General features: G+C 69.1%; 17 protein-coding genes and 1 pseudogene. 11 read left to right on the top strand and 7 right to left on the bottom strand.

The window, feature by feature from the left end; translation table 11 throughout:
• Nucleotides 1-8 precede the first annotated feature (8 nt).
• Nucleotides 9-428, top strand: a pseudogene (locus NRF20_RS20090) (hypothetical protein).
• Between the two features lie 311 nt (nucleotides 429-739).
• Here NRF20_RS20090 and NRF20_RS20085 read toward each other — a convergent pair.
• Nucleotides 740-1,018, bottom strand: a complete 279-nt coding sequence (locus NRF20_RS20085; RefSeq protein ID WP_398630193.1) for a type II toxin-antitoxin system Phd/YefM family antitoxin — start codon at nucleotides 1,016-1,018, stop codon at nucleotides 740-742.
• A gap of 191 nt (nucleotides 1,019-1,209) precedes the next feature.
• On the opposite strand from NRF20_RS20085, the gene NRF20_RS20080 reads away from it, so the two are divergent.
• Nucleotides 1,210-2,196, top strand: coding sequence for a hypothetical protein (locus NRF20_RS20080; RefSeq protein ID WP_413753001.1), 987 nt, complete (start codon nucleotides 1,210-1,212; stop codon nucleotides 2,194-2,196).
• 245 nt (nucleotides 2,197-2,441) lie between these two features.
• Here NRF20_RS20080 and NRF20_RS20075 read toward each other — a convergent pair whose 3' ends face one another.
• Nucleotides 2,442-3,899: an MFS transporter gene (locus tag NRF20_RS20075; protein ID WP_413753000.1), complete on the bottom strand. Its 1,458-nt coding sequence runs from the start codon at nucleotides 3,897-3,899 to the stop codon at nucleotides 2,442-2,444.
• Between the two features lie 165 nt (nucleotides 3,900-4,064).
• Here NRF20_RS20075 and NRF20_RS20070 point away from each other — a divergent pair, with 165 nt between their 5' ends.
• Complete coding sequence (locus tag NRF20_RS20070) at nucleotides 4,065-4,520, top strand: MarR family winged helix-turn-helix transcriptional regulator (RefSeq protein WP_114245907.1); 456 nt, start codon at nucleotides 4,065-4,067, stop codon at nucleotides 4,518-4,520.
• Nucleotides 4,521-4,635: 115 nt separating this feature from the next.
• Nucleotides 4,636-5,220 carry a cysteine hydrolase family protein gene (locus NRF20_RS20065; RefSeq protein WP_413752999.1) on the top strand — a complete coding sequence of 195 codons (585 nt, stop codon included), beginning with the start codon at nucleotides 4,636-4,638 and terminating at the stop codon, nucleotides 5,218-5,220.
• Nucleotides 5,221-5,347: 127 nt separating this feature from the next.
• Here the strand turns inward: NRF20_RS20065 and NRF20_RS20060 are convergent, their stop codons facing one another.
• A complete protein-coding gene (locus NRF20_RS20060; protein WP_413752998.1) occupies nucleotides 5,348-6,667 on the bottom strand; it encodes a phospholipase D-like domain-containing protein in 1,320 nt (439 codons plus the stop codon).
• A gap of 168 nt (nucleotides 6,668-6,835) precedes the next feature.
• Between NRF20_RS20060 and NRF20_RS20055 the strand changes: the two genes are divergently transcribed.
• Complete coding sequence (locus NRF20_RS20055; protein WP_398630239.1) at nucleotides 6,836-7,474, top strand: TetR/AcrR family transcriptional regulator; 639 nt, start codon at nucleotides 6,836-6,838, stop codon at nucleotides 7,472-7,474.
• A 37-nt stretch (nucleotides 7,475-7,511) separates the two neighbouring features.
• Complete coding sequence (locus NRF20_RS20050; protein ID WP_398630198.1) at nucleotides 7,512-8,138, top strand: helix-turn-helix domain-containing protein; 627 nt, start codon at nucleotides 7,512-7,514, stop codon at nucleotides 8,136-8,138.
• 184 nt (nucleotides 8,139-8,322) lie between these two features.
• On the opposite strand, the gene NRF20_RS20045 is transcribed toward NRF20_RS20050, so the two are convergent.
• On the bottom strand, nucleotides 8,323-9,009 hold the full coding sequence (locus NRF20_RS20045; RefSeq protein WP_413752997.1) for a GDSL-type esterase/lipase family protein: 687 nt from the start codon (nucleotides 9,007-9,009) through the stop codon (nucleotides 8,323-8,325).
• A gap of 58 nt (nucleotides 9,010-9,067) precedes the next feature.
• On the opposite strand from NRF20_RS20045, the gene NRF20_RS20040 reads away from it, so the two are divergent.
• Nucleotides 9,068-10,057 carry a WD40 repeat domain-containing protein gene (locus NRF20_RS20040; RefSeq protein WP_413752996.1) on the top strand — a complete coding sequence of 330 codons (990 nt, stop codon included), beginning with the start codon at nucleotides 9,068-9,070 and terminating at the stop codon, nucleotides 10,055-10,057.
• A gap of 41 nt (nucleotides 10,058-10,098) precedes the next feature.
• Here NRF20_RS20040 and NRF20_RS20035 read toward each other — a convergent pair whose 3' ends face one another.
• Nucleotides 10,099-10,905 (bottom strand): TetR/AcrR family transcriptional regulator, encoded by an 807-nt coding sequence (locus NRF20_RS20035; protein WP_398630201.1) that lies wholly within the window; start codon nucleotides 10,903-10,905, stop codon nucleotides 10,099-10,101.
• A gap of 94 nt (nucleotides 10,906-10,999) precedes the next feature.
• On the opposite strand from NRF20_RS20035, the gene NRF20_RS20030 reads away from it, so the two are divergent.
• The 4 genes from NRF20_RS20030 (at nucleotide 11,000) to NRF20_RS20015 (ending at nucleotide 13,814) form a co-directional block, all read left to right on the top strand.
• Complete coding sequence (locus NRF20_RS20030) at nucleotides 11,000-11,977, top strand: ATP-binding cassette domain-containing protein (protein WP_398630202.1); 978 nt, start codon at nucleotides 11,000-11,002, stop codon at nucleotides 11,975-11,977.
• Entirely contained in the window at nucleotides 11,974-12,801 is an 828-nt protein-coding gene (locus tag NRF20_RS20025) for an ABC transporter permease (protein ID WP_266359050.1), read from the top strand. The genes NRF20_RS20030 and NRF20_RS20025 overlap by 4 nt, the downstream gene beginning before the upstream one ends.
• 35 nt (nucleotides 12,802-12,836) lie before the next feature.
• Entirely contained in the window at nucleotides 12,837-13,355 is a 519-nt protein-coding gene (locus NRF20_RS20020; protein ID WP_398630203.1) for a GNAT family N-acetyltransferase, read from the top strand.
• Nucleotides 13,356-13,436: 81 nt separating this feature from the next.
• The gene (locus tag NRF20_RS20015; protein WP_266359046.1) at nucleotides 13,437-13,814 is read left to right on the top strand and encodes a DUF4259 domain-containing protein; all 378 of its coding nucleotides are present in this window, start codon (nucleotides 13,437-13,439) and stop codon (nucleotides 13,812-13,814) included.
• On the opposite strand, the gene NRF20_RS20010 is transcribed toward NRF20_RS20015, so the two are convergent.
• Together NRF20_RS20010 and serC are read right to left on the bottom strand one after the other, a co-directional pair.
• Nucleotides 13,815-14,387: a Uma2 family endonuclease gene (locus NRF20_RS20010; protein ID WP_398630204.1), complete on the bottom strand. Its 573-nt coding sequence runs from the start codon at nucleotides 14,385-14,387 to the stop codon at nucleotides 13,815-13,817.
• 147 nt (nucleotides 14,388-14,534) lie between these two features.
• Entirely contained in the window at nucleotides 14,535-15,653 is a 1,119-nt protein-coding gene (gene serC, locus NRF20_RS20005; protein ID WP_398630205.1) for a phosphoserine transaminase, read from the bottom strand.
• Between the last annotated feature and the right edge of the window lie 42 nt (nucleotides 15,654-15,695).

Below are 15,695 nucleotides of genomic sequence, written 5' to 3'. Positions count from 1 at the left end.
CTTTCCCCATGGAACGGAAAAGTTCACCCGCCCCGGCGCCCTCGTGGGTACCCGCGTCCGGACACGCCCTGCGACACGTCGGAATTCACTTCGACGCGGTGCGGATCCCCGGCGTACTTGGCGAGCAAGTCGCCTACGAAATCATGCAGTTCACCGACTTCCAGGCGGGCCCGATCGTGCGGTCGGGGATCGGGGAGCGCAGCATGTACTTCCTGTTGCCGCCGCGAAGCACCCGCGCGCACCGGTGGCCGTCGGGGGCGCAGTTGATGGGGTGATACGGGCAGAACGCGGCGTTCGTCGGGGTGCCCGCGCTGCACGGACTGACCTGGCCGCTCGATTGGCGCTCACTGCCCACGGCCGAGGTGCCGTTCGTGGACGTCGACCTACTGCACGAACTGGTCCTGGAGGTGACGGCCAGGGAGGGGTGAGGGCGTGATCCAGGGGTCCGGAGCGTGAGTTACAGGCCGCGGTAGACCTCGCCGTGGTACGCGACGGCCAGCACCCACAGGATGAGTTGACCGTCTTCGACGGTGTACACGGCGTGGTGGTCGCCGGTTCTCAGCCGCCACCTGTCCGAGTGCCCCTGGAGAGCTTTGATGTCAAAGGCTGCGGCATCTCTCGTATCCAGCGCCTTCTGGAGCTCTGAGGCGGGAAGAGGATGCGGAGCGCATCCTGACGAGGAATCTTCAGCAAGTCTCGCTGTGCGCGCGAAGTGAACCGCGTGATGTATCCCATGAGGTCAGGGCGCAGATCGGAGGAGTGCGGCCATCTTCTCGATGGAGACCGAACCGTTGAGGCCCTCGGACTCGGCCTCGTCGGCCAGTCGGTTGAGCCACTCGTCCTCGTACTGCTCGGTGACCTGCTTCAGGCGCCGGTATTCGTCGATATCGACCAGCACGGCTTCGCTCTTGCCGCGGCGGGTGATGATCGTCGGGGTCCCATCCCGTCGCGCGCGGTCTATGACATCGGCGAGGTGACGGCGGACCTCTGCCATGGACTCAACGACAGGCTCACTCATGTAGCGAATGTAGTAGGTGCACATCTGTCGCACGAGAGATGTGATCGAAAGGGGGCAAGGCTCCCGCGGCCTGCGGTACGGTGATCGCGCCATAACGCTCTGTGTCGCACCCGCGTGCAGAGCGGCCCCCGGGGGTGCTACCAACACCGCTCCGAGGGCCTTCACCACGAGTGGACAAGGACTCCACCGGGATGCTTCGGCATGCTATCGCGCCCTTTCGGCGCTACACGAAGGCTTCGCACGACGTCGTGCGCCATCCGCGTCTGGGCAGTGACGCGAAGGTTCTCCTCCTGCACGTACAGGGGCTTCCCGAAGACCAGGCCGGGCAGGCGCTCAGTGAGCATGCGAGGAATCTCGGGATCACTGGACGGGCGTATCAGAAGGCCAAGAAGCAGCTGACGGAGAACGGTTTCGTGCATGAGCGGAGGCGGCAGGTGGGCCGGGGTCACTGGGCCACCGACCAACTCTGCTCGAACGTCCCTCTCACGGCGGAACAGGCCCGACGGGTCCTGGACGGGCTGGTGGTGGCGCCTGCGCCTCAGCCGAGTACGCGGGAACGGACGGTCGGTCAGCCGGGGATTCGGGCGGTCGGTGGCTCACTACCGGTGGAAGAAGAACGTGAGAAGAACTATCCCCACCCACCCTCCGAAGCCGAGCCCGAGTCCGAAGCCGAGCCCGGTCGCGACAGCACCCCTGCCCCCGAACTGAACGTGACAGAACGGCTCCTGCTGTCACTTCGCCACGCAACACCCCAGCTGCACCTGGGAGTCCGCGAGGCCCGGGGGCTCGCCGAGCTGGCTGCGGAGTGGATTCGGCGCGGCATCACGACCACCGACTTACGTCGGGCCCTGACCAGCGAACTGCCCCCGGAGGGCGTGCGGTCGGCGGTCGGATTCCTGCGCCACCGCCTCGTACAGAAACTCCCGGAACCCCCGGCGCCCACCGATGCCCGCCCCGCGGCACCATCCCGCGTCAGGGAACTCGTCCCCTGCGCCGGTCCCGGCGAGGATCACGTCTTCCGGGCGGTGGGGGACGAAACACACTGCGCCCCGTGCCGCCAGGAGGAGGCACGGGCATCCTGGGCCGCCCAAGCAGCCGCGTACGCGCAGCAGCCTCCCCAAATCCCTTGGCGCGAACGAGTCGCCTCCCTCGCGGCGAACCCGGCCGAGACCGCCTGAAGGGCAATCGGCGGTGCATCGGTATCGGCCGAGCCGGGGACCTGGGCCTTCCCGGCGGCAAGGCGACCTGGGGACCCGCGGGCCAGTCGACGCTCGACCGTGTTCCGGCCTCCGGCTGAACGTTCTCCCGCCCGCCGCCCGGTCCGCTTCTCGGCGTCGGCGGAGGGGTGACGCCGGGCAGCGCGGTTCTGCTTCCCCGCCGGGCTCGTGGCCCGGGTGGGGTGCCGCAACGGGTGTCGGGCCGGTCAGGCTTCGACGGCGGCCTGTTCGGGGGCGGGGGCCGCATCGTCCTTCGCGGCGTCGGACGCACTGCGGCGCACCGCCGGGATGACGGCGGCGGTCGCCGCGGCGACCAGGGCGACGCCGCAGCCGATGATCAGGCCGGTGCGGAAGCCGCTCTCCGAGGTGAAGCTGTGGCCGCCCGCCGTGGTGGTCATCTGGGACAGGACCACGCCGATCACGGCCGCACCGATCGAGGTGCCGAGGGAACGCATCAGCGTGTTGAAGCCGTTGGCCGCGGCGGTCTCGGAGAGCGGCACGGAGCCCATGATCAGGGCCGGCATGGAGCCGTAGGCGAGACCCACACCGCTGTTGATGACCATGAGGGACAGCATCAGCCCCCAGGCGGAGCCCATGAGGACGAGAGAGAGGCCGTACCCGGCGGCCAGGACCAGGACGCCGCAGATCAGGGTGAACTTCGGGCCGCGGGCGTCGGTGAGCTTTCCGCCGAACGGAGAGACGATCATCATCATGACGCCGCCGGGGGCCATCCAGAGGCCCGCCGCCAGCATCGACTGGCCGAGGCCGTAGCCGGTGGCTTCGGGGAACTGGAGCAGCTGAGGAACGATCAGCATGCTGGCGTACATGCCGAAGCCGACGAAGATCGAGGCGACGTTGGTGATCAGCACGCGGGGGCGGGCCGTGGTGCGCAGGTCGACCAGCGGGTCACGGGTACGCAGTTCCCACGCGCCCCAGGCCAGCAGCACGACGACGGCGGCGATGAACAGGCTGAGCGTCGCCGCGGAGGTCCATCCCCACTCGGCGCCCTTGGAGACGGCGAGCAGCAGGCAGACCAGGCCGACGCCGAGGCCGAGCGCACCGGGCGCGTCGAAACGCTGACCCTTGGCGCCGGCCGGGACGTCCGGGATGAGGAACCAGATCAGGGCGGCGATGGCCACGGCCAGGACGGCGGAGCCCCAGAACAGCACGCGCCAGTTCGCGTACTGCGCGACGGCCGAGGCGATCGGCAGGCCGAGGCCGCCGCCGATACCCATGGAGGCGCTGACCAGGGCGATGGAGGAGCTGAGCTTCTCGGCGGGGACCACGTCGCGGAGCAGGGCGATGCCGAGCGGCACCATGCCCATGCCCATGCCCTGCAGACCACGTCCGATGATCATCGGCACGACGGACGACGCGAGGGCGCAGACCACCGATCCCGCGATGAGGGGCACGGAACAGGCGAGGAGCATCCGGCGCTTGCCCAGCAGGTCGCCGAGGCGTCCGGTGACGGGCACGCACACCGCCCCCGCCAGCAGGGTCACCGTGATCACCCAGGCGGCGTTCGCGGAGCTGGTGTGCAGGATCTGCGGCAGTTCCGCGATGAGCGGCGTGACCAGGGTCTGCATGATCGCGGCCACGATGCCGGCGAACGCCAGCGTGGCGATTACACCGTTCGCGCGGGTCGATGCTTGGGGGGCTCCCATACCGGGACTCCTCGGGTGGCTGTCGGGTATCGAAGTGCATCGTACATGCCTTATGCATCAGGCACATTATGTGTGCGATGCATAGTCATGTGAGAGGATGGTGCGGGGCCGCTCCGAAATGAAACGTGCCGGCGGCCCGGCAAGGAGCGAGAGGCAGCGGTCGCAATGGTCAGGGCTACGCAAGAGGTCGAGTACGAGCAGATGCTGCTCAGCCGCCATGGACTTCTGCATCACAGGAACGGCCGCCGCGAGGACAGCCGACTGGAGCGGAGCGCCTACATCCTGCTCAGCCGCATCCGTGTCCAGGGGCCGATGTCGATCGGTGAACTGAGCGACGCCTTCGGGCTCGACGCCTCGACCCTCAACCGGCAGACCGCCGCGGCGAAGCGCGCCGGTCTCGTCGAGCGCATACCCGACCCCGACGGCGGCATGGCCCGCAAGTTCCGCATCACCGACGAGGGCGCGCGCATGCTCGACGATGAGCGGGAGCGCAATACGAGCTCGCTGGACCAGATCATGTCCGACTGGTCCGAGGAGGACGTCTCGGCCTTCGCCGCGTACCTCAGGCGCTTCAACGCCGACATCGAGCGCCTGAGCGGACGCAGGTGGCCGCGTCCCTGATCCGACCCGTCAGTGGTGGCAACCGCGCGGCAGGTCCTGGAGGTGGTGGCGCCCTCTCGTGCCATCGGGTCGAAAACACGTAGAGGTGCACTGCGCCGACGGACATGATGACGGCATGGACAATCGCGCGCTTCCCGCAGAGGCCCTGCTCGTTGTGGACGTTCAGAAGGCCGCCGTCTGCGGTGACAGGGCAGTACCCGAGACGGCCCGGCTCCTGGACCGGACGGCAGACCTGATCGCACGGGCGCGAAGGAGCGGGGCGCTCGTTGTCCACATTCAGAACGACGGGCCGGCCGGAGCGGGCGACGAGCCGCACACGCCCGGTTGGGAGCTCCACCATCCCGTCGAGACCGGCCCCACCGAGGTCGTGATCCGTAAGACCGAGGACAACGGGTTCGACGGGACGTCGCTGGGCGGTCTCTTGGCCGAATCGCAGGTACAGGCGCTCGCCATCTGCGGTGTGATGTCGGAGATGTGTGTGCAGGCGACGGCCCGCGCAGCCCTGGCGCTGGGGTATCGGGTCGTCATGCCGCACGACGCCCACGCGACGCAGGACATTCCGGCGGCCCCCGGAATCAGCGACCGCATCCCGGCCGCCACGGTCTCCCGGGTCGCCGAGTGGGCTCTCGGTGACGAGCTCGAGGTCACCGCTCACGCCGTGGACGTCATGTTCACGGCCCCGCCCTCGCAGTCCTGCTGAATCGCCCGGCAGCAGGGCGGCAGGCAATCGCCGGTCAGGACGCGGCGGTTCGGCGGAACGGGCCGTCCGGAGGAGCGGCTCACCGAAGCGCGGGGACTCGGGCGGTTCGTCGTGCATGCGGCGGAGTTCAGGAGCAGCTGCTCGGGGACCAGGTGCCTTCGATCCAGGTGCATGTGGCCTTCGGGAGTGCCGACTTGAAGAACGCCTCGTACGCGTCGTACACCGAGCTGTCCTCCAGCTTCACGAACGCCTCGTCGCTGTAGCGAAGGGAGTTGAAGGTGTAGTTGTGGCTGCCGGTCCAGAGGATCTTGCGGTCGTTGACCTTGGCCGAGCCGTCGTCATAGCCGCCCTTGACCAGGAGGAACTTGGAGTGGAAGGGCGTGGAGTCGTTCGCCGACTCGGGGAAGGTGTGCACGACCGGGCCGTTGTATGCGTTGAACGGGGCGGTGAGGGCCGCCTGGGTCTTGCGGGTGGAGCCCGTGGGGGCCTCGGAGGCGTAGCCCTTGGGGAGCTGGTGGAGGACCTCGACCCAGCAGCCCGCCTGGTCGAGGGCCTGGAGCTTCTTGGCGATCTCGTACCGGCTGAAGAGGTTCATGCCGACGTGTACGACGGTCCGGCCGTCATCCGTGCCCCAGCCGGGGGTGTTGCCCTTGCAGACCACGCCGTTGAGGCGGTTGATCACGGCATCGGTGGCGGGTTCGGACGGCCAGTCGGGGTTCTGTGACGCCTCGGGGAAGAAGTACGCCTTGGCGTTCCCCGACTCGACCGTGCGGTAGTAGTTGTTGTTTGCCTTCATCGCGGCGAGATCCGTGTGGTACGACGCATAGCCGTTGTACAGGCCCGCGTCGGCGTTGATCTGGGTCGCGCTGTTCCATGCGCCGTAGCCGCCGACGGACGGGCGGGCGTCGAGGTTCTCCGAGGACTGGAGCACGACGTTCGTGGTGCCGTCGGTGAGCTTGGAGAAGAGGAAGAACTTGTTGTGGTTGATCGAGGCGCCGTTCGCGGCGTTCCCGATGCAGCCGCGGTTCGCGGGGCAGGAGACGGCGTACGAGGCGGCCGAGGTCGTGCTGCCCAGGTGGGTTTTGAGGGCGGCGAAAGCGGCGTAATGGGTCGAGCTCTGGGCCGAGATGGAGTCGACGACCACCTTGACGTGCACCCCGCGGTCGGCGGCGGCGTTGAGGGCGGTGGAGATGTCGGTGTCATTGAAGATGTACATCGCCACCCGGATGTCGGCCCCGGCAGCCGTGCGGCCGATGAGGTCGGTCAGGCGGTCCTTGATACCGGTCGGCTCGGCCGGGCTGCTGAAGACCGCGGATGAGCCGGTCCCGGCGGCAGCGGGTGCGACCGAGGCGGTGGCGGCTCCCGGCAGCGACGCCGCCACGGTGCAGAACGCGAGCGCGGCCGCCGCGCGTACGGGTGCGCGGCGCAGACGCATGGGCAGGGTCATGGACACCTCCGTAGATCCAAAATTCAGACGGTAGCAGCAACGATTCGATGGGCAATCGGACTTGACCGAAGCACCGCCCTACGCGTGGCCGAGCGCGTGGCGGTGACACCACCGGCGGGGCAGAGCGTGGAGAGTGGGGGCAGCGGTACGGACGACGAAGGAGGACCGATGGTGGGTGTCGTGGCGAACCAGCGGAACGGGGCGGTGGGACAGGCCATGGAGGGTCCGGGAGCACGGGACCGACTCCTGTGGGCCGGGCGCCAGTTGTTCGCCGCGTACGGGTACGCGCACACGAGCGTCGAGGCTCTGTGCGAGCAGGCGAAGGTGCCCGTCCACATCTTCCAGCAGGAGTTCGTCTCGCGGGAGGTGCTCCTGATGGCGATCTACGACGAGGTGGCGACCCACGGGCTGCGCGCCGCCGAGAACGCCCTGATGGCCGAGGGCATGGAGGACTGCCCGACGGCGGAACGGGTCCGGCTGCTCTTCGACGCCTATGTGAAGGCGGTCACCGAGGACCCGCGCGCGGCCCGGGTGGCGTTCGTCGAGGTGCTGGGGGTGAGCCGGGAGGTGGAAAGGCACCTCGCGACATGGCGGGCGATGTGGATCGACTTCCTGACTTCCGAGGCCGAGCGTGCCGTGCGACGGGGCGAGGCGGTGGCGAGTGACCACACCGTGACCGTCACTGTGCTGAACCACTCGGTGGAAGAACTCATGGCCCATCACGGCCGCCGCCCCCGGCAGGTCGACGCCGAGTGGCTGACCGATGAGCTGACCCGTCTCTCACTGGCCATGATCCTGCCGTCCTGACACGCCCCGTTGCCGGGACGGCAAATAAAATGGAGAGATGGATGAACAAGGCGGAGAGCGCGGAGAGCGTACGGACGACGAGATCTCGACCGTCCTGACAGGCGTCGGGCCGCGGCTGCGCGCCCTGCGCCAGGAACGCGGCACGACCCTGGCGCAGCTCAGCGAGACGACCGGGATCTCCCTCAGCACCCTCTCGCGCCTGGAATCGGGCGGCCGCAAACCCACGCTCGAACTGTTGCTGCCACTGGCCAAGGCGTACGGGGTGCAGTTGGACGAACTCGTCGGCGCACCCGCCACCGGCGATCCGCGTATCCATTTCCGCCCCTTCACCCGGGACGGCATGACCTTCGTGCCGCTCACCCGGCACCTCGGCGGGCTGCACGCGTACAAGCAGATCCTGCCCGGCGGCCGCGGGGCGACGGGTCCGCTGGAGCAGCGGGTGCACGAGGGGTACGAGTGGGTGTACGTGCTCGCGGGGCGACTGCGGCTGGTGCTGGGCGAGCACGATCTGGTGCTCACGGCCGGCGAGGTCGCCGAGTTCGACACGCGTACGCCGCATGCGTGGGCCAGTGCCGGGCCCGATCCGGTCGAATTCCTCAGCCTGTTCGGGCAGCAGGGGGAGCGGATGCATGTGAGGGCCCGGCCCACGGGGTCGGAGCGCTGAGGTGCCGGGAACCCGGTGATGGGCGGGTTCTCAGAGGCGGGGGCCGGGCGGGAAGCCCGTCCAGCGCAGCTCGTCGGGCAGGTGCCCCATGCCGTTGCAGACCGGGACTCGTTGCAGACCGGGACCGGCGCCGGCCGGTCCGGGCTGTTCGCGGCCGGCTGCGAGTGCCGACTACGGATGCCGGCTACGGACGGGCCGCGTACGGGCCGCCCAGGCCCCAGGCCTGGTGCATCGCGTCGGCGAACGCGGCCGCCAGCTTGTGTTCGCCGGTGGGGCCGGGATGCGTCCCGTCGTACGTGTCCTTGTGGATGTCGTACCCCGGCGGGCGGGAGGCCAGCAGGATCGGGGACATCGAGTGGTCGAGGTCGGCGACGGCCTTCGCCAGGAGCTCGTTGAAACGGTCGCACTCGGCGGCGAACGGGGCGTCCGACTCGGCTCGTATGTTCGGTATCACGGGCAGGAGCACCATCTTGACGTGCGGGTTCGCGGTGCGGGCCGCCGTGATGAACGCCCTTGCGTTCAGGGCGGTCCGACCGCTGTCCGTATAGAACCCGAGGTCTATCAGGCCGAGCGAGACGAGCAGGATGTCCGTGCGGTGCTCGGTGACCGTGTCGGCGATAGCCGGGGCCATGTGCAGCCAGCCCTCACCCCAGCCGGCCAGATGGGTGCGGGCCTCGGCGGGAAAGTCCGGGGCGCCGTACTCGTACGAGACAGGGGTGTCCGTCCCGGTGTCGTACAGCTCGCTGCGTGGGCCGACGATCGCGAACGGGGCACCGAAAGTGGAAGCGAGGTGCTGCCACATCCGGTAGCGCCAGGTGAAGTCGCCGGCGCGGCCGATCGACATGGAATCGCCGACAAACGTGAAACGCATGGCGACATCATCGCGGATCACTCATCCGACCTGCGACGTGACGATGGACACTTGTGTCATGCGTTCGTACCTGACTGTGTCCGGAGCCGCCGCGCTGCTCCTCCTCGCCGGGGCGGCTCCCGCCGTCGCGGCCGGCGACGGAGCCGATCGGAGCTTCACGATCGAAGACCCCCGGATCACCGAGTCCAGCGGCCTCGCCGCCAGCCGCGCCCACCCCGGCATCTACTGGACGCACAACGACAGCGACGACGGGCCGTACATCTACGCCGTCGACTCCCGCACCGGGAAGACGGTCGCGACGATCACCCTGCGGGGGGTGGGGCAGCCGCGCGACGTCGAGGCCATCTCGCTCGGACCCGACGGCAATCTGTACGTCGGTGACATCGGCGACAACCTGAACGGCAGCTGGGACCACGTCTGGATCTACCGCTTCCCGGAGCCGGAACAGCTGAAGGACGCGACGGTCCGCGCCACACAGTTCGATGTGAAGTACGCGGACGGACCGCGCAACGCCGAGGCGCTGATGGTCCACCCCACGACCGGGCGCGTCTACATCGCGTCGAAGAACGAGGACGGCGGCGGACTGTACGAGGGCCCGGCGAAGCTCACCACCGGCGCCACCAATGTCTTCCGACGGGTGGGAGAGGTGCCGTGGGTGACGGACGGGGCGTTCTCGCCGGACGGCAAGGAGCTGGTGCTGCGCTCGTACTTCAGCGCCCGTGGCTATGCCTTCAAGGACGGCAGGCTCGGCGCCGACCACGCGGTCCAGGCACCGCTGCAGCGGCAGGCCGAGTCGGTGACGTACACGGCGGACGGCTCGGCGCTGATGTTCGGCACGGAGGGGGAGCGGAGCGATGTGGTGCGGGTGGACATCGCCGGCGGCAGCGGCGGTGGTGACAGCAAGTCGCCGTCGAAGGACGGTGGTGGTGCGTCGTCCTTTGCCGGTGACGGGAGCGGCGAGATGAAGGGCAGCACTCTGGTCGGGGTATTGGTGCTCGCCGCCGTGGGCGCACTCGTCTTCACGAACCGGCGTCGTAACCGCGGCTGACCGTCGGCCGGCCTCCACCGGTGCACGGCCCCGGCTCCGCATCAGCCCTTGGCGCGCCGCTCGACGAGCACTTCGAAGCCGTCGATCAGCCGTTGCAGGCCGAACGCGAAGTGGTCGTTGTCGTAGCTGAACGCGTCCTCGGAGAGCGCCGCCATCAGTGGATAGTCGCCGCTCCGCATGGCCCGCTCCAGATAAGGGCGCTGATCCTCCCAGAAGGCGTCATTGCTCAACCCGGTCTGCTGCACGGCCTCGGTGGCCTGGAGCCGGGTGCGGGCGATGCCCTCCACGAAGCTGTTGACCGTAATGATCGTCGAGATCAGTTCCGGGTCGGTCAGACCCATGCCCCTGATACCGGCGAGGGCCCGTTCGAGACCCCGGAGGGCGCTGGGGCCGAGGACCGTACGCGCCTGGTTGATCTTGAGGAGCCAGGGGTGGCGGCTCAGCTGCTCCAGGTAGGTGCGGGCCATGGCGTCGAGGGCGGCGCGCCAGTCCGCCGGGCCGTCGGCCGGTCCGTCGGCCGGTCCGTCGGCCGGGGTGGCGTCCAGGGGTTCGCCCAGGACGTGGTCGAGCATCAGGTCGAGCAGTTCGGCCTTGCCTGGGACGTACCGGTAGAGCGACATCGTGCCGGTGCCCAGATCGGTGGAGAGTCGGCGCATCGAGAGGGCGGCCAGGCCCTCCGTATCGGCGATCGTCACGGCGGTGGTGACGATCCGGCCGAGCGTGAGAGCCGGTTTGGGACCGCGGCTGGGGCGGTCACCAGTGCCCCAGAGGAGTTCCAGGCTGCGCGCGATATCGCCGCTGCCAGCCGTCGTTCCGTCTGTCCCATCCACTGAATCGCTCTTCGTCATGGGCTCAGCGTAAGCCTCTGGACAAGAATTGGGTACGCTGTACTCTTATTTGGGTACAGCGTACTCAGTTCATTGGAATGAAGGGGGCTCTGTCATGGGCACGAGCGGATATGCCGTACTTGCCGAAGGGGTCATGAAGCGGTACGGGGAGAAGAGAGCTCTCGACGGGTTCGATCTGGCCGTCCGGCCCGGCATCGTGCACGGGCTGCTCGGGCCCAACGGGGCCGGCAAGACCACCGCCGTACGCGCCCTGGCGACGCTGCTGCGGTTCGACAGCGGGCGGGCCGAGGTCGCCGGGCTGGACGTGGCGCGCGAACCCCGTCGCGTACGCACAAGGATCGGGCTCACCGGGCAGTACGCCGCCGTCGACGAGATCCTGACCGGACGGCAGAACCTGGAGATGTTCGGGCGTCTCTTCCATCTGGGCGCCGCGCGTGCCCGGTGGCGGGCCGTGGAACTGCTGGAACAGTTCGACCTGTGCGACGCCGCCGACAAAGGGGTCAAGGGATACAGCGGCGGCATGCGGCGCCGCCTCGACCTGGCGGCATCGATGATCCTCGTGCCCCAGGTGCTGTTCCTGGACGAGCCCACGACAGGGCTCGATCCGCGGGGGCGGGGCGAAGTCTGGGACAGCGTACGGGCGTTGGTGGCGGACGGTACGACGGTGCTGCTCACCACCCAGTACCTGGAGGAGGCCGACCGGCTCGCCTCGCACATCACCGTCATCGACCGGGGCCGGGTCATCGCCGACGACACGCCGGACGGGCTGAAGAACCGGGTGGGGGGCGACCGGATCGAGGTCGTCGCGGGTGAGACGGCCGACCTGCCCGCGGTCGTCAAGGCCGTGGAACGGGTCGCGGGCGCCTGCCCTGTCGTCTTGGACGAGGCGGACCGCCGCGTCCACGCCCAGGTTGCCGACCGGGTCGCCGCGCTCACCGAGGTCGCGCGCACCCTCCAGGACGAACGCATCGGGGTCGAGGACATCGGGCTGCGCAGACCGAGCCTCGACGACGTGTTCCTCAGCCTGACCGGACACCGTACGGAAACGCTCGATGAGGAGGTGACGGTGTGACCACCGTCGAACCGCACACGGCCGGCCCCGCACGCGGCCGACTCCACTGGGCGCTCGCCGACAGCTGGAACGTCACCCGGCGCAGCCTCACCCACTACCGGCGCCAACCAGCGGCCATCATCTGGCAGTTGGGCTTCCCGATCCTCTCCGTGCTGCTGTACGGGTATGTCTTCGGCAGCGCCATGAAGGTGCCCGGAGGCGGCGACTACCGGGAGTTCCTGATGCCGGGCATGTTCGCGACGACCATGGCCATGGGCTTCATGAACACCGCGATGGCCATGGTGACCGACGTCGGCAAGGGCGTCGTCGACCGGTTCCGCTCCATGCCGATGGCACCGTCCGCGGTCTCCGGCGGACGCGGCCTCGCCGATCTGCTGGTCGCGGGCGCCGAGCTGACGATCCTCGCGGCGACGGCCCTCGCGATCGGCTGGCGCGCGGACGGCGACCCGACCGCCGCCGTCGGTGCGTTCGGACTCCTTCTGCTGCTTCGGTTCAGCCTGATCTGGGTCGGGGTCTGGCTGGGACTCCTGGTCCCGAACGCGGAGGCGGCGGGCGGTCTGTACGCGATCGCGTTCCCGGTCACGATGATCTCCAGCGCCCTGGTCGCGCCCTCCCTGATGCCGGGTTGGCTGGGCACCGTAGCCGCCTGGAACCCGATCTCGTCCACGGTCACGGCGACCCGCGAACTCTTCGGCAACCCGGTGGCGAGCGGCGGCACCTGGGTCGAGGAACACGCCCTGCTGATGGCGGTGGTCTGGCCGCTGGCACTGACCGCGGTGTTCCTGCCGCTGGCGGTGCGGCGGTTCCAGCGACTGAGCCGCTGAGTCGCCGGCGACCGGCGCACGTAGGGTCGGGTGGTGTGATCAACCATGGACCCGAGCCCTTTGCCACCGCCCGGCTGGACGCGCTGCCGCTGCGGGTCGCGTACGCGGACGAGATGGCGGCCGTGCTCGACGACCCGGCCCTGCACACGTACACCGGAGGCACCCTGGAGAGCGCCGATGAGCTGCGGGCCCGCTACGCACGCCAGACCGCCGGTTCACCGGACCCCGGGGTGGGCTGGTGGAACTGGGTGCTGCGGGTACGGGACGAGGGCTGCCTGGCCGGTTACGTACAGGCGACGGTGAACGCGCAGGACGCGGAGGCGGAGATCGCCTGGGTGGTGGGGACGCGGTGGCAGGGGAGGGGGTTTGCGAAAGAGGCCGCGGTGGGGCTGGTTGCCCATCTGACGGGGGTTCGGGAAGTCCGTACCGTCGTCGCCCATGTACATCCGGACCATGACGCCTCCGCCGCCGTGGCCGCCGCGGCGGGGCTGGTGCCCACGGAGGAGTGGTGCGACGGCGAACGGCGCTGGCAGCGAGACGCAGAAGAGGGCTGACACGCCGTTGTCAGTGGTGGTTGCGAGGATGACATCCGTCGGTGGAGCGCACCGGCGGACGCCACTTGCGGAGGGGACCTCATGGGCACCTGGGACACCGGCCATTTCGACAACGACACCGCTGCGGACTTCTCGGGAGACCTGGACAGCGCTCCCGAGGCCGAGCGGGTAGCGGTGATCCGTAACGCCCTGGACAGCGACGAAGGGGCGGTCGCGGTCGCGGCGGCCGCGCTGGTCGGCTCCCAGTGTCCGGGCGGGGAGGCCGTGACCACCGCGTACGGCCCCGACAAGCCGCTGCCCGCACTTCCGGTGGACCTGCGCCCCCTTGCGGTGAAGGCCCTCGATCAGGTGCTGGGCGAATCCTCGGAGCTGCGCGAGCTGTGGGACGAAGCGGGGGACGAGGAGTGGGCGGCGGGCATCATCCGGCTCCGGGCGGTCCTGGTGGCGGCGGCCGGGTGATCAGGTCCGGGGGCGGCCGGCCCGGATGAGGTCGGCGACGTCGACAGTCACCGGGGCGCCGATCGAATCGGGCAGCGTGACCGTCTGCCCGGGGGCGTACACCTGGTGACTGTCGTAACCGCCGCCCATGGGCTCGGTCAGGACATGCACCCGGCCGTGCTTGCGGTCGACGATCACGTACACCGGGATCTTGGCCTCGGCGTAGGCGGCGACCTTGTTGCGCAGGTCGTTGTTGTAGTTGCTGGAGGTGACCTCCAGAACGAGGCGGAAGACGGCGGGGTCGTAGCAGTTGTTCTCGATCAGATGCTCGTCGAGATCGGCGTCGACGAGCGCCAGGTCGGGGATCGCGTAGTCCTCGGGGCCGCTGGGGAGCCACACACCGATGCCCTGAAGGATGTCGGTTTCCTTGCCGTGGAGGTCTGCGGCCAGGAACGGAATCATGCTCTTGGTCAGCACGTTGGCGTGTCGGCCGTCCGGCAGTGGGGCCACAGTGATGACGCCTCCGATGATCTCGACGCGGTAACCCGGATGCTGCTCCATGAGGCTGTTGGCTGTTTGGAGCAACGATTCCATTGCGGGCCTCCTGAGTCGGTGTTGTCGAGCTCATCGTCGTCGGACGATCCGGCCGCCCGTGCCCGGAAGCCATTCCGCCACCCGGCCGAGTGAACGACGAAGGGCCCCGCGCATCGGCGCAGGGCCCTTCTCGTGTGTGCGTATTCGTTACAGCTTCTCGATCACGTAGTCGATGCAGGCCGTCAGCGCCTGGATGTCCGACGGGTCGATCGCCGGGAACATCGCCACGCGCAGCTGGTTGCGGCCCAGCTTGCGGTACGGCTCGGTGTCGACGATGCCGTTGGCGCGCAGCACCTTGGCGACGACGGCGGCGTCGATCTCGTCCGCGAAGTCGATCGTGCCGATGACCTGCGAGCGCTTCGCCGGGTCGGTGACGAACGGGGTCGCGTACTTGGACTCCTCCGCCCAGCCGTACAGGTTCCGCGCCGAGGTGGCCGTGCGGCGGACCGAGAAGTCCAGGCCGCCCTGGGTGTTCAGCCAGTTCAGCTGCTCGTTCAGAAGGAACAGCGTGGCGAGCGCCGGGGTGTTGTACGTCTGGTTCTTCAGGGAGTTGTCGATCGCCGTCGGCAGCGAGAAGAACTCCGGGATGTGCCGGCCCGACGCGTGGATGCGCGCGGCGCGCTCCAGGGCCGCCGGGGAGAACACGCCGATCCAGAGGCCGCCGTCGGAGGCGAACGACTTCTGCGGGGCGAAGTAGTAGACGTCCGACTCGGTGATGTCGACCGGCAGGCCACCCGCACCGGAGGTGGCGTCCACCAGGACCAGGGAGCCCTCGTCGGCGCCCGCGACGCGCTTGACCGGCGCGGCGACACCGGTCGAGGTCTCGTTGTGCGTGAACGCGTAGACGTCGATGCCCGCCTCGGCCTGCGGGTCCGGGTGGGTGCCCGGGTCGGAGGCGATCACGGTCGGGTCGGCCAGCCACGGGGCGAGCTTGGCGGCCTTCGCGAACTTCGACGAGAACTCGCCGAAGTTGAGGTGCTGGGACTTCGTCTCGATGAGTCCGTGCGTCGCGATGTCCCAGAAGGCGGTGGAGCCGCCGTTGCCCAGAATCACCTCGTAGCCCTCGGGGAGGGAGAAGAGGTCGCGCACGCCCTGACGCACCGCACCGACCAGGTTCTTGACCGGGGCCTGGCGGTGGGACGTACCGAGAAGAGACGTACCGGTGGCGGCCAGCGCGTCGAGCGCCTCCGTCCGCACCTTGGAAGGACCGGCGCCGAAGCGTCCGTCGGCGGGCTTGATGTCAGCGGGAATCTGGATATCGGCCACGAACCGGAGCGTAGTACCTCACGGACACGGTCGAGGACCGTG

Origin of the sequence: Streptomyces sp. R-74717 (genome assembly GCF_047305335.1) — a bacterium.
Classification (GTDB): Bacteria; Actinomycetota; Actinomycetes; order Streptomycetales; family Streptomycetaceae; genus Streptomyces; species Streptomyces atratus.
Note: the sequence above shows the minus strand (reverse complement) of the source record. Positions and strands in the feature narration are given on the sequence as shown.

What these genes read in the sequence shown, in the direction of transcription:
- NRF20_RS20085 (WP_398630193.1), bottom strand. Translation starts at nt 1,018, where the DNA reads ATGAGTGAGCCTGTCGTTGAGTCCATGGCAGAGGTCCGCCGTCACCTC.
- NRF20_RS20080 (WP_413753001.1), top strand. Translation starts at nt 1,210, where the DNA reads ATGCTTCGGCATGCTATCGCGCCCTTTCGGCGCTACACGAAGGCTTCG.
- NRF20_RS20075 (WP_413753000.1), bottom strand. Translation starts at nt 3,899, where the DNA reads ATGGGAGCCCCCCAAGCATCGACCCGCGCGAACGGTGTAATCGCCACG.
- NRF20_RS20070 (WP_114245907.1), top strand. Translation starts at nt 4,065, where the DNA reads ATGGTCAGGGCTACGCAAGAGGTCGAGTACGAGCAGATGCTGCTCAGC.
- NRF20_RS20065 (WP_413752999.1), top strand. Translation starts at nt 4,636, where the DNA reads ATGGACAATCGCGCGCTTCCCGCAGAGGCCCTGCTCGTTGTGGACGTT.
- NRF20_RS20060 (WP_413752998.1), bottom strand. Translation starts at nt 6,667, where the DNA reads ATGACCCTGCCCATGCGTCTGCGCCGCGCACCCGTACGCGCGGCGGCC.
- NRF20_RS20055 (WP_398630239.1), top strand. Translation starts at nt 6,836, where the DNA reads ATGGTGGGTGTCGTGGCGAACCAGCGGAACGGGGCGGTGGGACAGGCC.
- NRF20_RS20050 (WP_398630198.1), top strand. Translation starts at nt 7,512, where the DNA reads ATGGATGAACAAGGCGGAGAGCGCGGAGAGCGTACGGACGACGAGATC.
- NRF20_RS20045 (WP_413752997.1), bottom strand. Translation starts at nt 9,009, where the DNA reads ATGCGTTTCACGTTTGTCGGCGATTCCATGTCGATCGGCCGCGCCGGC.
- NRF20_RS20040 (WP_413752996.1), top strand. Translation starts at nt 9,068, where the DNA reads ATGCGTTCGTACCTGACTGTGTCCGGAGCCGCCGCGCTGCTCCTCCTC.
- NRF20_RS20035 (WP_398630201.1), bottom strand. Translation starts at nt 10,905, where the DNA reads ATGACGAAGAGCGATTCAGTGGATGGGACAGACGGAACGACGGCTGGC.
- NRF20_RS20030 (WP_398630202.1), top strand. Translation starts at nt 11,000, where the DNA reads ATGGGCACGAGCGGATATGCCGTACTTGCCGAAGGGGTCATGAAGCGG.
- NRF20_RS20015 (WP_266359046.1), top strand. Translation starts at nt 13,437, where the DNA reads ATGGGCACCTGGGACACCGGCCATTTCGACAACGACACCGCTGCGGAC.
- NRF20_RS20010 (WP_398630204.1), bottom strand. Translation starts at nt 14,387, where the DNA reads ATGGAATCGTTGCTCCAAACAGCCAACAGCCTCATGGAGCAGCATCCG.